Source organism: Paenibacillus sp. NPDC093718 (genome assembly GCF_050279985.1).
Lineage (GTDB): Bacteria > Bacillota > Bacilli > Paenibacillales > Paenibacillaceae > Paenibacillus_AQ.
This window is the reverse complement of the sequence record NZ_JBNNUS010000004.1, coordinates 71,897-88,437: the sequence shown is the minus strand read 5'-3', so window position 1 is coordinate 88,437 and position 16,541 is coordinate 71,897. Positions and strand designations below refer to the sequence as shown.

Here is a 16,541-nt window from a genome sequence, read left to right as displayed (position 1 = left end):
TTTCCTTTATTTTTCTAGTAAAGAGCATATAATGGTATCTAATATTGTTCAGGGGGTAGGAGATTATGGAAATCGAACAGATCTACGCTAATTTGCCGGTATTGGAAACCGAGCGCCTGCGGCTTCGCAGAATATCGATGCAGGATGCGGAACAAATGTATGCCTATGCCTCTGATGATGAGGTTGCCAAGTACGTAACATGGGAAACTCACCGCTCGATCAGCGACAGTAAGAAATTTATCCAGTTTATACTGGTCCAGTATGCCAAGCATGATATTGCCCCTTGGGGGATCGAGCTAAAGGAGAACGGACGTCTGGTCGGGACGGTGGATTTCGTATGGTGGAAGCCGGAACAGCAGAGTGCAGAGATTGGATATGTACTCGCGCGGGATTGTTGGGGACAAGGTCTCATGACGGAAGCTGCTTCTGCTCTATTGAAGCTCGGATTTGGTGAAATGGATCTTGTGCGCATCCAAGCTCGTTGCATAGAAGGGAATATCGGCTCTCAGCGTGTTATGGAGAAGATCGGCATGTCCTATGAGGGGACGTTGAGGAAGGGGATTAAGACCAAAGGGCGGCATTGGGACCTCAAATTATATTCCATGCTAAAAGAAGAATATGAATCAGCACTTTAGTCATTGTATGAAACGGATTTCACTTGTAATTGGGACCAAATTTGAATAATCCATTGTATTTATATGAATACGGTCGTATAATAATACATATTTATGAGACGGATAAAGTCAATGAATAGCTATGAATAAAGAGTGTGCTAACGCAGGAGACAAAAAACTCCGAAGAAGATCATCACCAGCTTGACTGCTTCTTGAAGCAAAAATGATATCAAGAAGCACCAGTAGACACGCGTGGTTTTTGATAACCCATCATATGATGAGGATAGCATCAGCGGCAGCGTGATCGCTCGGAAGAAGTTATACGGATGAGCATGGCGTAGAGATGAAGGATGGATGAATGGGACCTTGCATAAGGTCCTTCAGCTGTTCCTTGGGGAGAGGGATGAGGATATGACGGACACAAACACAGTAAGAGTTGCTATTGTTGGATCTACCGGCTACGGTGGCGTGGAACTGATCCGGCTGCTGCAAGCACACCCGCGCGTTGAGATTACATCGGTAATCTCTTCATCGACGGCAGGCGTACCGATATCGGATGGTTTTCCGCATTTGACAAATATCATGACCCAGAACCTGGATGGCGTTAACCCGGCGGAAATCGCTGAGGTGGCAGACCTAGTGTTCGCGGCCACGCCTTCGGGGGTCAGTGCCAAGCTGGTGCCGGAGCTGCTGGATGCAGGCCTGAAGGTTATTGATCTGTCGGGAGATTTTCGCTTAAAAGATGGAGCAGTGTATGAACAGTGGTATAAGCATACGGCTCCGAGTGCGGAACTATTGGAGAAAGCCGTATACGGCCTATGCGAAGTGTTTGGCGAAGAGGTCCGCGATGTGGATTTCATCTCCAATCCGGGCTGCTATCCGACAGCAACGCTGCTCGGGCTGATTCCGGCAATCAGCGCGGGATGGATTGATGCCTCTTCCCTTATTATCGATGCCAAATCCGGCGTATCTGGTGCAGGCCGGGGAACGAATTTGATGACGCATTATGCCGAGATCAATGAGAACTTCAAAGCCTATAAGGTGAATAAGCACCAGCATATTCCTGAGGTTGAGCAGGTATTGACTCAGGTAGCGGGCGAACCGATTACCGTTACCTTTACCACCCATTTGGTGCCGATGACGCGGGGAATCATGACCACTATGTATGCCACGCTGAATGGTCCATACACGGAAGAGGATTTTATTGAACTGTATCGCCAGTATTTCAAGGATCGCAAGTTTGTGAGAATCCGGGACTTGGGCGTGTGGCCTGCGACAAAAGAAGTCAGCGGGTCCAATTACTGCGACATCGGATTTGCTGTGGATGCGCGTACGAACAGAGTGACCATTATATCGGTCATTGACAACGTGGTGAAGGGTGCGGCCGGTCAGGCAATCCAGAACCTGAATTTGATGATGGGATGGGAGGAGAGCCTCGGACTTACGTTTACGCCGATTTATCCGTAAGCGGCTGGGGATACAGACATGGGAGAGAATATGTTTGCGATTATTGATGGGGGCAGCATCGTAACGCCGCAAGGCTTCAAGGCTGCCGGGCTCCACTGTGGACTTAAGAAGACCGACCGTAACGATCTGGGCGTCATTGTATGTGACGTGCCTGCCGTGGCGGCAGCTGTATATACGACGAATCTGTTTCAAGCGGCACCGCTGAAGGTAACGCGTGAAAGCCTGCAGGACGGCAAGCTTCGCGCAATCGTTGTGAACAGCGGAAATGCCAATGCCTGTACGGGTAAGCAGGGTGAAGAGGACGCTTACACGATGCGTGCCAATACGGCTGCGCAATTCGGCCTGGACGAGAACGATGTGGCCGTTGCCTCAACGGGAGTGATCGGGGAACTGCTGAAGATGGACCGCGTTACCTCGGGGATCGCCGGCCTGCCTGCACGACTCAGCGGCGGAAGCGAAGGGGCTGAGAGCTTCAGCCAAGCGATTTTGACAACCGATCTCGTGAAAAAAGAAGCCTGCGTGACCGTTCAAGTTAACGGTACGAAGGTGACTATCGCCGGAACAGCAAAGGGGTCGGGGATGATTCATCCGAACATGGCGACCATGCTCGGATTTATGACAACAGATGCGGTCATTGGTCAGGAAGCGCTGCAGCTGCTGCTGCGCCAAACGACCAATCTGACCTTTAATATGATTACGGTGGATGGCGATACAAGCACCAACGATATGCTGGTTGCGATGGCTAGCGGACTGGCGGGGCACGACATGCTTTCGCCGGAGCACCCGGATTGGGATGCATTCGCAGCTGGCTTCCATTATGTTTGCCAGCAGCTGGCGAAGGCGATTGCGCGTGACGGAGAGGGAGCTTCCCGCCTGATCGAGGTTCGCGTGGACGGTGCCGAGAGCGATGATGACGCGCAAGCGATTGCCAAGACGATCATTGGCTCCAGCCTGGTCAAATCCGCCGTATTCGGCGCGGATGCCAACTGGGGACGCATTATTGCGGCTGTCGGCCGTGCGGGCCGTCCGGTTAATCCGGAGACGGTCGATATTGCCATTGGCCCGATTTCGGTGCTGGAGCAGTCAAGGCCCGTTGCTTTTGACGAGGAGGCGGCTCTGGTTTACCTCCAGGGTGACACGGTGGATATTGACGTGAAGTTGCATATCGGAAATGGCTCGGCTACGGCCTGGGGCTGTGATTTAACTTATGACTATGTCCGTATTAATGCGGCTTATCGTACGTAGATAAACATTCAGTAGGACGGAGGAGACGGATATGAAGAGCACGATCGATCAAAAGGATACGCTGCCGGTTAAAACATCAGGTGCGGATACGTTCGTGATGAAATGCGGCGGCAGCACGCTCGCTGCGCTTCCTGACAGCTTCTTCGAGGATTTGAAGGATCTGCAGCTAAAGGGAGTTAACGCCGTTATCGTTCATGGTGGCGGACCCGCGATCTCCGGCAATCTGGAGAAGCTTGGCATCGAGACCGAGTTCGTGAACGGGCTGCGCAAGACGACGGAGGATGTACTGGACGTTGTGGAGATGGTACTTGCAGGCACTATCAATAAACAGATTGTACGCCGGATTCAAAGCGTAGGTGGCTCTGCTATCGGCTTGTCCGGCTCGGACGGCGGGCTGATCGAGGCCAAACCGGTGACGAACCACGCGGAAGTTGGCTGGGTAGGCGACGTTACGTTTGTGAAGTCATCCATCCTGAGCGGTGTGCTGGAGATGGGCTACATGCCAGTGGTTGCGCCGATCGGGGTGGATCCGTCCGGTCAGCGCTACAACATCAATGCCGATACGGCGGCTGGAGCCGTTGCCTCCCACTTGGGGGTTCACCGGATGATCGTTGTCACCGACGTGCCGGGGATCATGAAGGGATCGGGCGGCGAGAAGCGGGTGCTTCCGACCGTGACGGTGCAGGAGATCGAGGATATGATCGGAACCGGCGAAATCTATGGCGGCATGATACCGAAGGTCAGAGCGGCGATCAGCTGCATTCACGGCAAGGTGAGCGAGGTTGTCATCGTGGACGGAAGCGAGCCGAATGTACTGAGCCGAGTGCTTGGCGGAGAAGTGCTGGGCACGCGCATCGTGCGGATGTAGATTTAGATTCGAGATTGTACAATATAACGGCTTCAACGGAGAAGGTGGAATTGTTCTGGAGAAGCAGCGCGGTCGCCTTTGCCCCCGGATTTTAACCGCTGCAACCATTTCAATAAAAAATCTGGGGGCAACAGCGATCGGAAGAACAATCCACATGCGTAGTGATGTCTGGGGTTGTCAGTGTTCAGGATTCATGAATCTGTTTTGTCCAAATGCAAAGGAGTGTGTGAAGGTCATGGGAAAAGAAGCAGCAGGCGGTGTTAAAGCAGCTAACGAAAGCTCATTGTTCCAAACGTACGCCAGATATCCAATCGCCCTGGTCAAAGGGGAAGGCAGCTGGTTATGGGACGCTCAAGGCAACAAATATCTTGATTTTATGGCCGGCCTGGCGGTAACGAATCTCGGCCATGCCCCGGTAAAGGTGAAAGAGAAGCTGAAGGCCCAGCTGGATGAACTGTGGCATGTCTCGAACCTGTTCCACATTCCGGGTCAGGAAAAAGCAGCCGAGCTGCTGACAGCGAACACTTGCGCGGATGCGGTTTTCTTCTGCAACAGCGGAGCGGAAGCGAACGAAGCGGCCATTAAGCTGGCGCGCCGCTACCATCAGAAGGTGAAGGGAACGGGACGCTACGAGGTCATTACGTTTGCGCAGTCCTTCCATGGACGGACGCTGGCTACGCTGACGGCCACCGGCCAGGATAAGGTAAAGGAAGGCTTCCTTCCGCTTCCGGCAGGCTTCAAGAGCGTTCCGCTGCATGACCTTCCGGCACTGGAAGCGGCTGTTAACGACAACACCGCTGCGATCATGATCGAAATGGTGCAGGCGGAGGGCGGCGTGCATCCGGTGGAGCCGGAGTTCCTGCAAGCCGTTACCGAACTGTGCAAAAAGCACGGACTGCTGCTGATCGTGGACGAGGTGCAGACGGGCATGGGCCGGACCGGGAAGCTGTTTGCGCATGAGCATTACGGCATCGAGCCGGATATCTTTACCGTGGCCAAAGGGCTCGGATCCGGGTTCCCGGTCGGCGCGATGCTGGGTAAAGCTTACTTGCGCGAAGCCTTCACGGCAGGAAGCCATGCGACCACGTTTGGAGGCACACCGATTGCGAGCGCCGTCATCCAGGCCACTATCGAAACGATGCTGGAGGACAATGTGCCGCAGCGTGCGGCCGAAGCCGGAGAATATTTGATGACGAAGCTGAATGAGAGCCTCGGTAGTCATCCCTTTGTGAAGGCGATCCGGGGTAAAGGTTTGCTGATCGGCATTGAATGCGTTGAACCGGTTGGCGAGCTGGTGCTGAAAGGCCAGAGCCGCGGGCTGCTGTTCGTAACGGCAGGACCGAATGTGATCCGGCTGCTTCCGAATCTGTACGTCACAAAACAAGAGATCGACCAGGCGGTATCGATTGTTACGGAACTTATACTTGAGCATACGACGGTTAGCCAAGCATAGAAGAATCGTACAGTAGCATTTTGGACAATAACAGCATGGTTAAGGAGGACTGAAGAATATGGCCGCTAGCGGACAATTGAAGGAATTAAGCCTGAAAGGGCGGGATATGATCGAGCTGGACGAATACTCTACGGAAGAGATTCAGTTCTTGCTCGATTCGGCAATCGAGATCAAACGCAAGCAGAAGAACGGCGAAGTCTATCAGCCGCTGAAAGGCAAGACGATCGGATTGATTTTTGAGAAGTCGTCCACGCGGACGCGGGTGTCGTTCGAGGCTGGGATGTTCCAGTTGGGCGGACATGCACTCTTTTTAAGCAAAAACGATATTCAGCTCGGACGCGGCGAGCCGATCAGCGATACGGCGCAGGTGATGTCCCGTTATTTGGACGGCTTGATGATCCGTACCTTCGGGCACGACAACGTGGTCAACCTGGCGAAATATGCTTCTATTCCGGTTATCAACGGCCTGAGCGACATGGCGCATCCGTGTCAGGTGCTGGCCGATTTGCAGACGGTCCTGGAGCACAAGGGTAAGCTGAAAGGCCTCAAAATGGCCTTTATCGGCGATGGCAACAACATGGCGCATTCGCTCCTGATTGGCGGAGCCAAGATGGGTATGCATGTGGCCGTAGCCAGTCCGAAGGGCTATGAGGCGGATGCCAGCATCGTGAAGCTGAGCGAGGAAATCGCGGCGCAAACGGGCGGCAAAATTACGATTACGCAAGACCCGATCGAAGCCGCGAAGGATGCGGACGTGATCTATACGGATGTATGGGCAAGCATGGGCTTTGAAGAGGAGCAGGCACAGCGGGAAGCCGCCTTTGCGGACTACCAGGTGAATGAGGAGCTTGTGAAGGCAGCGAAGCCGGATTACTTGTTCCTGCATTGTCTTCCGGCCCATCGGGGCGAAGAGGTCAGCGAAGGCGTAATCGATGGTGCCAACTCCGTCATTTTTGATCAGGCTGAGAACCGTCTCCATGCCCAGAAGGCTTTGATGGTTGCTTTGATGGCATAAAGCCGTTTATGGCAGAGCGGACATTCTCTATGAAAATGCGTCAATGGACGTTATCTTTAGTATAATGAACGACAGGGTTGTTAGTAACAAAGAGAGGGAGTTTAACCATGGCAAAACAAAAAATCGTGCTGGCGTATTCCGGCGGTCTGGATACGTCCGTCATTCTGAAGTGGCTGAAAGAAACCTATGATGCGGAGATCATTGCTTTCACGGCCGATATCGGCCAGAAGGAAGAACTGGACGGACTTGAGGAAAAAGCGCTGGCGACCGGCGCCTCTAAAGTATACATCGACGATCTTCGCGACGAATTTGCGAATGATTTCATCTATCCGATGTTCCAGGCGGGTGCTATGTACGAAGGGCAGTACCTGCTCGGCACCAGCATCGCGCGTCCATTAATCGCGAAACGAATGGTGGATATCGCTCGTGCCGAAGGCGCGACGGCGATTGCGCACGGCGCTACGGGCAAAGGGAACGACCAGGTTCGTTTTGAGCTGGGCGTAGCCGGCTTGGCACCGGACATAGAAGTAATCGCGCCTTGGCGCATCGAGGAGTTCCGTAACTCCTTCCCGGGTCGCGCAGAGATGATCGCTTACGCGGAAGCCCATGGCATTCCGGTGACGGCATCCGCGGCGAAATCCTACTCCATGGACCGCAACCTGCTCCATATCAGTTATGAGAGCGGCGTGCTGGAGGATCCTTGGTTCGATGCAAGCGCAGAGGACAGCAAGGATATGTACCTGCTCAGCGTATCGCCTGAGGATGCGCCGGATGAGGCGGAATACCTCGAGCTTACGTTTGAGCAAGGGAATGTTGTTGCGCTGAATGGTGAATCGATGAGCCCGCTGCAAGTGATGGAGAAGCTGAACGAGCTGGGCGGCAAGCACGGCATCGGTCGCGTGGATATGGTGGAGAACCGTTTCGTTGGCATGAAGAGCCGCGGTGTCTACGAGACGCCGGGTGGAACGATCCTGTTCACTGCTCATCGCAAAATGGAATCCATCACGATGGACCGCGAAGTGATGAACCTGCGCGACAGCCTGATTACCCGTTACAGCACCTTGGTTTATAACGGTTTCTGGTTTGCGCCGGAGCGACTGGCACTGCAGGCGCTGGTAACCGAGAGTCAGAAGAACGTGACGGGTACGGTGCGCGTGAAGCTGTACAAAGGCAACATTATCGGCGCAGGCGTGAAGAGTCCGGTCAGCCTGTACAACCCGGATATCGCTACGATGGAAGCCGATCCAACGCAAGCTTATGATCAGGGTGATGCGACCGGCTTTATCCGCTTGAACGCACTGCGTTTGAAAGTGGCAACCGGCGTGAACCAGAATCAATAAGTGTACAATAATGAACAGGCTGAAGGCCGTTTTCATGCAAGGGAGCTTCCGTTGATTCTCGCGTAACCGGGATCAATGGGACTTCTTAAGCGGGAAGCGGCCCTCTGCCTTAAACAGAGAGGGGCAAGTGTTGTGAGCAAGTTATGGGGCGGACGCTTTACGAAGCAGACCAACGCATTGGTAGAGGAATATACGGCATCCATCGGTTTTGATAAACAATTGGCTGAGGAGGATATCCAGGGAAGCCTTGCGCATGTGTCCATGCTGGGCAAATGCGGCATCGTGCCGGCCGAAGATGTGGAGACGATCAAGGCTGGCTTGAACAAGGTGCTGGAGCGCATCCGTGAGGGCAGCATCGAGTTCTCCGTTTCGGATGAGGATATCCATATGAACATCGAGAAGAATCTGATCGAGGAAATCGGACCCGTCGGCGGCAAGCTCCACACAGGGCGCAGCCGTAACGATCAAGTAGCTACGGATATGCATCTGTATTTGCGTAACCGCGTGGTGGCGCTGACCGGCATGCTGCATGAGCTGCAAACCGCATTGATCGGGCAAGCGAAGGATAACCTGGACACGATTATTCCGGGGTATACCCATCTGCAGCGTGCCCAGCCGATTCTGTTCGCGCATCATCTGATGGCTTACGTGTCCATGTTCCAGCGGGACATCGACCGTCTGATCGACAGCTATAAGCGCATTAATGTGTTGCCGCTCGGGGCAGGCGCGCTTGCGGGTACGACGTTCCCGATCGACCGCCATTTCGTGGCGGAGCAGCTTGGGTTTGACGGCGTTTACGAGAACAGTCTGGATGCGGTCAGCGACCGCGACTTCATTCTTGAATTCCTCTCGGATGCTTCCATCATCATGATGCACTTATCCCGCCTGAGTGAGGAACTGGTGCTCTGGAGCAGCACCGAGTTCAACTTCATTGAGCTGGATGATGCGTTCTGTACGGGCAGCAGCATTATGCCGCAGAAGAAGAATCCGGATGTACCTGAGTTGGTCCGCGGCAAAACCGGACGGGTATACGGCAACCTGATGGGTCTGCTCACCGTGCTGAAATCCCTGCCGCTTGCTTATAACAAGGACATGCAGGAAGATAAAGAGGGCATGTTCGATACGGTGGCTACGCTGGAAGGCGCATTGCAGCTGTTTGCACCGATGATTGCCACGATGAAGGTCAACAAAGGGCGCATGCGCGAAGCGGTGAATACCGACTTCTCCAACGCAACCGACATCGCGGACTTCCTGGTTGGCAAAGGGCTTCCTTTCCGTCAAGCGCATGAAGTGATCGGCAAGACCGTATTGTACTGCATCCAGAACAACAAGTATCTGCTGGACCTGACGCTGGATGAGTTCAAGCAGTTCTCGGAGTTGTTCGACGATTCCATTTATGGCGTGCTTCAACCGGAGACGGTGGTCAATGCGCGTAACGTTTACGGCGGCACGGCAACCGAGCAGGTGAAGGCGGCCATTGACCGCAGCGTGCAGACCCTTCAGGTTACGGAAGAATGGCTGGGTCTCCGTCAAGGGAATGTAGAGTAATGATATAGAATACTTAGCTTACAAAAAATAGAGGTGGATCGGCAAACATTACATTTGCCGATCCACCTTTTTTAAGATATCAGAAAGTATGAACGAGCAGTAGGATGGTGTCCTCCATTGCCCCGGATAAACCGAACAGCGGGACAACTGCTGCCCGTAGGATGGGGATGCATACCTTCATTCATCGGGCTTTCAACGGAAGCCACTTCAACACATCCTGAATATGAGTATCCCAATATCCCCAATCATGACCGCCTGGGCCTTCCAGATAGGTGAGATCGAGAGAGGTTTCTTCGCAGGCCTTACGGAACGCTTGATTGTCTTCATAGAGGAAGTCTTCGGTTCCACAGCATTGATATAGCAGCGGCTTTGGCCCCTCTGATCGTTCTACTTCCTGAAGCAGCCACAGCAGGTCGTTGTCGGTGCCGGTAATATCTTGATCTCCGTAGACTAATTGATGTTCAAACAAGGCCTCATTCCTCCGGATATGACCCGCCATATCGAGCGCGCCCGATAAACTGGCGGCCGCAGCAAAGGCTTCCGGACAGCGGAGCGCTAGCTTGAATGCACCGTATCCGCCCATGGATAAGCCGGCTACGAAGTTATCTTCTCTCGCGTGGGATAACGGGAAGAAGGAACGGGCAATGGCGGGCAGCTCCTGGCTGATGAAGGTCCAGTATTTGCCGCCGTATTCCATGTCCGTATAGAAGCTGCGGTGAACTTGCGGCATAACGACGGCAATGCCCATCTCGGCCACATAGCGTTCGATGGAGGTTCTGCGCAGCCAGATGGAATCGTCGTCGGAGAGGCCGTGCAGCAGGAAGAGCGTCGGATGCAGACCGCTTTTGGCATGATTGGTCATACCGATCTGCGAAGAGGTTTGCTGAGGGAGAATAACGGTCATGGACGTGCTGAGACCGAGTACCTCCGAGTAAAAGCGACATTGCATAAGAGCCATGTTATGTATCCCCTTTCACGTTTGTAAATGTGAGATCGAAAAGACGAGTCTATTTAAATCATATCACAATCGCTCTTCCTTCCTCCAAGCAAATCTGAACCAGCTTCTGCGGGCGAGAACAGATTTGGCCACCTCGCTAATCCTCCGGGAATATAAAGGCGGCTCGGGCCGGAATCGAAATGGATGGGATAAGATGCATAAATCGTCTCGGTCTTGAGACCGAGGCGAAGTTCAGCCATCGGGCTGTTCTATGAATAGCGGGGGTGTGGTATCTTAGAGGGAGATTATGGCTCCACCTGGTGGAGGATGGACATATATTAAGGTAATTGTTGTAATGAAGCGGTTTAGATATAGATAGTGATTACTTTGTGAATATGGAGGATACTCATGATACCACATGACGACAAGCTATCCGATCTGAAGATTACGGGAACCGGAAGTTCAAGCGGCGGCCGATACGATAAGGTGCGAATTGACGGTGCCGGACAGGTGAACGGAGATCTGGATTGCCGGGAATTAATAGGCAATGGAACGATGAGCGTCAATGGCGCCGTCGCTGCACGTACGATTCGCGTAAACGGTTCGGGAACCATTAAGGGGGCCGTGGAGTCTGAGGAACTGCATGTAGCCGGCAGCCTGAGCTTGAAGGAAGGATTGCGCAGCCGGTCCATCTATATCGGGGGGCATTGCAGCATTCACGGTGATTTCGAATCGAAGAAGCTTGAAGTTACGGGAAACCTGAGAAGCCATGGTGATGTGCGGAGTGAATCGGCCACGTTTCAGGGGGGCTTTAAGATCGATGGCCGCCTGCATGTTGGAACAGCGGATATTCGGGTATTGGGCCGCTGCCTTGCGCAGGAAATCGTTGGAGATCGGATCACGATCCGCAAAAAAGGGAAGCGGCTCTGGGAAATGCTGTCCTTGCCCTTAAGGGGTGCGCGTTTGGAAGCTCGCATTATTGAAGGCGATGTCCTGGATCTCGAGTATGTCGAAGCCGATATCGTCCGCGGTAACCGGGTGATCCTAGGCAAAGGCTGCGAGATTCGGCAAGTGGAGTACAGAGATGAACTGTCACAGCATCCGGAAGCCGAGGTCAGAGCGTCTCGGCGATTTTAAGGGTGACAACGATGCCGCCGTTGTCAGGGGCAGCAGGGTCCATATCGGCAAAGGCTGCACCATCGGCCGGAGATGGAATATACCGAGGCTTTCAGTGCAGATGCCATGGTGGATGTCGCAATCTATTATAAAATCGATACATTACATTAAAATAACGGCAAGGCAAACAGCCCGGATTCGCGGTTTTTATTCGCGAATCTGGGCTGTTCCATGTTTCTGCTATGTTCGGTATGACCAATGGGAATCCCTCAAAGGCTTTTGCCGCAGAACGGAAACGATAGAGTGGAAGTCGATGTTGTTAACTTTATCTCCAGGTTCACGGTGCACTGATACCGTCCTCAACCACTTCCTCTTTCGGTGTTTCATTCGTTTCCGGCAGTTGGACCTCGCTTGTCGGATTGATGGCAACGATGCTGTTTTGGGGGCGGTAGGTATCCTTGGATATTTTAACCTTCTCTACAACCTTGCCGTTTACTTTCTTGGTTCGGTAGGTTTCAACCACATAGCCTGGCTTCCCGTTCTGAACCACCTGCTTAAGTCCTGGCGGCAGCGAGTTATTGTGAATGATTTTCTCTGATGACGGCAAGGTTTCAACGGTGGTGGACACAAGCTCATATTCCGTATTTTCCGGAAAGGTGCCAAACATCTTCAGCGTTAAATTACCGTGCGATACTTCCGATAAAATAAGCAGATGCTTGCCTGTATTGTTCCGGAAGCGGAAATTGATCGCCCCTTCCGCGAAGGTGGCATCCTGCCCCTTGGGCAGGTAGCTGACCGGAAGGGAATGGTTGCGCCGTTCAGTGATTTCCAGCCCAATGAGCAGAGTGGCATGGTAGACCGTGCTGGACACCTGGCAGATGCCGCCGCCGATACCGGGAACCAGCTTGCCGTTCACGATGACAGGAGCTTCTTCAAAGCCGTATTCCTTTTTCGCAGTATCAATAATGTGAGCATAATTGAATTCATCGCCGGGCTTCAGAATCATACCGTCTACGGATTTGGCAGCGGCGGTCACGTTATGAACGCGTCCAGGCCCGCTGGATCCGAGACTGGTGGAGAATTCAACGATTTTGCGCTCAATCCCCTCATCCTGCAGCGATTTCACGGTAACGGGGGGCTTTTGACGGATGAGAGGCAGCTGAACCGTAATAACCTCATCCGGATTCAGCTCGGTGAAGTGAGACTCATTCGGAAGCACAGCGCTGAACCCTTCATAGAATGCCGGCCAATCGATGCGGTATGCCGTTTTCTCCGGAGTGTACCGGACAACATCATCTTCGGATATGCTACGTACCGCATTGACGGGTTCCCCAAAGCGTTCCTTTTGCCACTCTTCGTTCAGCCGCTCTTTTAACAGATCGCGATCCCAGTCCATGGATATATGCCACTCCAGCTGAAAGTTACGCCGGTATAGAACTTGCTCCCATAGCGAACCTTCGGACAACTTGGCGATAGCTTCCTGAAAATCGGCTGCGTTGAATTGAACTCCGGCCTCACGGAGAGTGAAGCTTTCTGTGTGTCCCTTGAGTGCGTCCGATTGCAGCTCGACCTTCAATGCTGTCATCGCCTGCAGCCGTTGATCCAGCTCTGACATTACCTCGTCTGCGGGTTTACCGCCTACCTGCCAGCCGGAGAGAACGACCCCCTTCGGGAGTTCCTTCTGGTTCACGTACATCGTCAATAGACCGAAGCCGACCGAGAGGAGAAGACCGAAACTGATGACAATGATGAGACCAAGATGAATTTTTTTCATTCGAAACCACCTTCTTAACTTCGTATTGGCCGCAGTTCATGCACTTGTTCATGTATATGTCACGGTGGGCTTAAACTTTCGGGTACTCAAAAGGTAACAAATTTGTTACAATAGACGATGTCGTGAGGATTTTTCATGGATTTTAAAGGAATTCGATGGAAACTGTCGAAAGTATAAAGGCTAATTAAGGATTGGGAAGTGATGAAGTGATCGAAATGCAGGACGTATGGAAGACGTATCCGAACGGCGCTCATGCGCTTCAAGGGGTTTCCGTCAAAATTAATCGAAATGAATTCGTCTATGTTGTCGGACCGTCAGGTGCGGGCAAATCGACGTTTATGAAACTTATCTATAGAGAAGAAGTGCCTACCAAGGGGCAAATTTCAGTTAACGGATTTAATATCGGGAAGCTGAAGCAGCGCAAAATTCCCTATGTTCGCCGAAATATCGGGGTTATTTTTCAGGACTATCGTCTGCTGCCCAAGCTGACTGCTTACGAAAATGTAGCTTTTGCCATGGAGGTTATCGAAGCGCCGCAGCGTCTTATCAAGAGACGGGTCATGGAGGTGCTGGAGCTTGTGGGTCTGAAATCCAAGGCGAACCGCGAGCCTTCCCAGCTCTCCGGCGGGGAGCAGCAGCGGATCGCAATCGCCAGAGCGATTGTGAACAACCCCTCCGTCATTATTGCGGACGAGCCTACAGGTAACCTGGATCCGGAAACCTCGTGGGGCATCATGCAGCTGCTGGATGAAATCAATTTCAGGGGAACCACCATCGTTATGGCTACCCACAACAGGGATATCGTGAACACCATGCGCAAGCGCGTTCTTGCGATTGAGCATGGACAGATCGTCCGTGACCAGCAGAGAGGAGATTACGGGTATGAATTTTAGAACCTTCTTGCGGCACTTGCGGGAAGGGGCGAAGAGCGTTTTCCGGAACGGATGGATGTCGGTCGCATCCGTCACTTCCATCGTGGTGTCTTTGTTTATACTGGGCGTTTTCATGCTATTAGTCATGAATGTGAACGCTTTAGCCGATAAAGCAGATAGCAATGTGCAAATCAATACGTACTTAAATCTCAACGTGGATGAGAAGCTGCGCGAGACCATCAAGGGTGAAATCGAGGCCATGCCGGAGGTCAGCGCCATCAAGTTCGTATCCAAGGAAGAGGGCATGAAGGAGCTTGAGGAAAGCCTGGGCTCCGAATGGGTGGAAGGCTTCAGCGAGGCGGACCAGAATCCGCTTCCGGATGCATTCGAGGTTTCCGTTATTCAACCGACCACCGTCGGTTTTGTTGCCGACAAGATTACCGCCCTGAACCAGAAGTATACGGAGGAGCCGATCCTGCGTGTCAAGTATGGGGAAGGCACGGTAGAAACCCTGTTCAAGATTACGAAGACGGTGCGCAATATCGGCTTTATTTTCGTAGCGGGACTCGGCTTGATGTCTATGTTCCTGATTTCGAACACGATTCGGGTTACGATTTTGGCCCGTCGCCGCGAGATCGGCATTATGAAGCTTGTCGGCGCGACCAACAACTTCATTCGCTGGCCGTTCTTCGTGGAAGGCGCCATGATCGGCCTGATGGGCTCCATTGTGACAGTGACGCTGTTGTTTGTAGGCTACAACCGCCTGTACGCCGCATCGCAAGCGGATTTGACGTTAGCCCAAAGTTTAATCCCTCTAGGAGATTTGTGGCTGCCGATCGGCACCATTGTTGTTGGGCTGGGCATTGTCATTGGCATCTGGGGAAGCACCATGTCGATACGTAAATTTTTGAAAGTATAAAACAAGGTAAAGGATGGGGAGCGAAACTTGAAGAAGATCGCCGCAGGAGTAGCAGCCTTATTACTGGCCACTGTTATGATTCAACCGACCGTCGGACAAGCCGAGAAGAAGACTTCAGCCGATGTAGATCGAGAGCTGAGAGTGCTTCAGGAGCAGGTCAAGAAAGCACGGGCGCAGAAGAACAAAGCAGCGGAAAATAAACAAGAAGCTCAGCATTACAAGAAGAAAACAACGAAGAATCTGAAATATGTGATGGAGCAGATCAGCATCGTCAGCAATGAATTGACCAAAATCTCCATGAAGATCGAGGAGACAGAGGATCAGCTGAGAAAGACGACCAAGGAACTTGAAGCGGCGGAGGAGCGCATCGCCTCCCGTGAGAAGCTGTTGGAATCCCGGATTCGCCTCATCTATATGGATGGGCAAGTATCGTATCTGGATGTGCTGCTCTCCTCGACCAGCTTCAGCGATTTTATTGAGCGTGCGGATTCTTTGAAGACGATCGTTAACCAGGACCAGGATTTGCTGGTGGAGCATAAGCAGGACAAGCTGCTGGTCATTGACAAGAAGAAGGAACTTGAAGGACAGTATGCAACCGCCAAGGATCTATATGGTCAAATGGAGGACCGCAAGAGCATCCTGAACGAGAAGGAACAGGAGAAGCGCGTTTTGCTCGCCCAATACGATCAGGAAATCGAGGATGCGGAAATCTTGACCGAAGAGCAGGATAAAATGCTGGTTGCCCTGGCAAGTAAACGTTCGGATCTGCAGAAGGAAAAGAATAAGCTTGCCGCAGAGGAAGCTGCACGTAAAGCGGCGGCTGCCAAAGCAGCTGCGGCGAAAAGAGCCAAGGCGACCACCCTCGGCGGTAGTAAAGGCGGCGGCGGATATACAGGGAACGGCGGACCATTCGCCATTCCGGTCTCCGGGGCCAGACTGTCCTCCGGTTACGGGCCTCGGGTCCATCCGGTAACGGGTGAAGTCGGCAAGATGCATACAGGCCAGGATTTCGCCGCTCCGCAGGGAACTGAAATCCGCGCAGCCGAGAGCGGCACGGTCATTTTGGCCGAGTGGTGGAGCGGTTACGGAAACTGTGTTATTGTTGATCATGGGGGCGGCGTATGGACCTTGTATGGACATATCCGCAACGGCGGCATTAAAGTCAGCGAAGGCGATAAGGTTTCCAGAGGGCAGAAGATTGCCGAAGTAGGCTCCACGGGTCAGAGCACAGGACCGCATCTTCATTTTGAGGTTCGGGTCAATGGATCGCCGGTGAATCCTTCGCCTTATCTGTAACGGAATTTCATGACTTATACCATATAACCTTCAGACCGCTGTATAAATATTCCCGTCAAGCCAATCATATACTAGGT

14 protein-coding genes are annotated in these 16,541 nt (G+C 52.7%); 12 read left to right on the top strand and 2 right to left on the bottom strand.

Features of this window, described 5'->3' with window-relative positions; genetic code table 11:
* Positions 1-65 precede the first annotated feature (65 nt).
* The 8 genes from ACQKPA_RS13335 (at position 66) to argH (ending at position 9,550) form a co-directional block, all read left to right on the top strand.
* A complete protein-coding gene (locus ACQKPA_RS13335) occupies positions 66-635 on the top strand; it encodes a GNAT family N-acetyltransferase (RefSeq protein ID WP_427492917.1) in 570 nt (189 codons plus the stop codon).
* A gap of 390 nt (positions 636-1,025) precedes the next feature.
* On the top strand, positions 1,026-2,081 hold the full coding sequence (argC, locus tag ACQKPA_RS13330) for an N-acetyl-gamma-glutamyl-phosphate reductase (protein ID WP_427492915.1): 1,056 nt from the start codon (positions 1,026-1,028) through the stop codon (positions 2,079-2,081).
* An 18-nt stretch (positions 2,082-2,099) separates the two neighbouring features.
* Positions 2,100-3,326 carry a bifunctional glutamate N-acetyltransferase/amino-acid acetyltransferase ArgJ gene (gene argJ / locus ACQKPA_RS13325; protein ID WP_427492913.1) on the top strand — a complete coding sequence of 409 codons (1,227 nt, stop codon included), beginning with the start codon at positions 2,100-2,102 and terminating at the stop codon, positions 3,324-3,326.
* Between the two features lie 31 nt (positions 3,327-3,357).
* Complete coding sequence (argB, locus tag ACQKPA_RS13320; RefSeq protein ID WP_427492911.1) at positions 3,358-4,194, top strand: acetylglutamate kinase; 837 nt, start codon at positions 3,358-3,360, stop codon at positions 4,192-4,194.
* Positions 4,195-4,429: 235 nt separating this feature from the next.
* Entirely contained in the window at positions 4,430-5,647 is a 1,218-nt protein-coding gene (locus ACQKPA_RS13315; protein ID WP_427492909.1) for an acetylornithine transaminase, read from the top strand.
* A gap of 58 nt (positions 5,648-5,705) precedes the next feature.
* Positions 5,706-6,662, top strand: coding sequence for an ornithine carbamoyltransferase (gene argF / locus ACQKPA_RS13310; RefSeq protein ID WP_427492907.1), 957 nt, complete (start codon positions 5,706-5,708; stop codon positions 6,660-6,662).
* A gap of 107 nt (positions 6,663-6,769) precedes the next feature.
* Positions 6,770-8,002, top strand: a complete 1,233-nt coding sequence (locus tag ACQKPA_RS13305) for an argininosuccinate synthase (RefSeq protein ID WP_260069440.1) — start codon at positions 6,770-6,772, stop codon at positions 8,000-8,002.
* Positions 8,003-8,134: 132 nt separating this feature from the next.
* Positions 8,135-9,550 carry an argininosuccinate lyase gene (gene argH, locus ACQKPA_RS13300; protein WP_071219779.1) on the top strand — a complete coding sequence of 472 codons (1,416 nt, stop codon included), beginning with the start codon at positions 8,135-8,137 and terminating at the stop codon, positions 9,548-9,550.
* Between the two features lie 181 nt (positions 9,551-9,731).
* Here argH and ACQKPA_RS13295 read toward each other — a convergent pair whose 3' ends face one another.
* Complete coding sequence (locus ACQKPA_RS13295; RefSeq protein ID WP_427492905.1) at positions 9,732-10,508, bottom strand: alpha/beta hydrolase; 777 nt, start codon at positions 10,506-10,508, stop codon at positions 9,732-9,734.
* 387 nt (positions 10,509-10,895) lie between these two features.
* Between ACQKPA_RS13295 and ACQKPA_RS13290 the strand changes: the two genes are divergently transcribed.
* A complete protein-coding gene (locus ACQKPA_RS13290) occupies positions 10,896-11,624 on the top strand; it encodes a polymer-forming cytoskeletal protein (RefSeq protein ID WP_427492903.1) in 729 nt (242 codons plus the stop codon).
* Positions 11,625-11,940: 316 nt separating this feature from the next.
* Here ACQKPA_RS13290 and ACQKPA_RS13285 read toward each other — a convergent pair whose 3' ends face one another.
* Positions 11,941-13,377: a VanW family protein gene (locus ACQKPA_RS13285; protein ID WP_427492901.1), complete on the bottom strand. Its 1,437-nt coding sequence runs from the start codon at positions 13,375-13,377 to the stop codon at positions 11,941-11,943.
* 206 nt (positions 13,378-13,583) lie between these two features.
* On the opposite strand from ACQKPA_RS13285, the gene ftsE reads away from it, so the two are divergent.
* Genes ftsE through ACQKPA_RS13270 form a run of 3 tightly spaced genes read left to right on the top strand, consistent with a single transcriptional unit; the run spans position 13,584 to position 16,464 of the window.
* Positions 13,584-14,270, top strand: coding sequence for a cell division ATP-binding protein FtsE (ftsE, locus tag ACQKPA_RS13280; protein ID WP_071219774.1), 687 nt, complete (start codon positions 13,584-13,586; stop codon positions 14,268-14,270).
* Positions 14,260-15,168 carry a permease-like cell division protein FtsX gene (gene ftsX / locus ACQKPA_RS13275; protein ID WP_427492898.1) on the top strand — a complete coding sequence of 303 codons (909 nt, stop codon included), beginning with the start codon at positions 14,260-14,262 and terminating at the stop codon, positions 15,166-15,168. The genes ftsE and ftsX overlap by 11 nt, the downstream gene beginning before the upstream one ends.
* 27 nt (positions 15,169-15,195) lie before the next feature.
* Positions 15,196-16,464: a murein hydrolase activator EnvC family protein gene (locus ACQKPA_RS13270; protein ID WP_427492896.1), complete on the top strand. Its 1,269-nt coding sequence runs from the start codon at positions 15,196-15,198 to the stop codon at positions 16,462-16,464.
* The last annotated feature ends 77 nt before the right edge of the window (positions 16,465-16,541 follow it).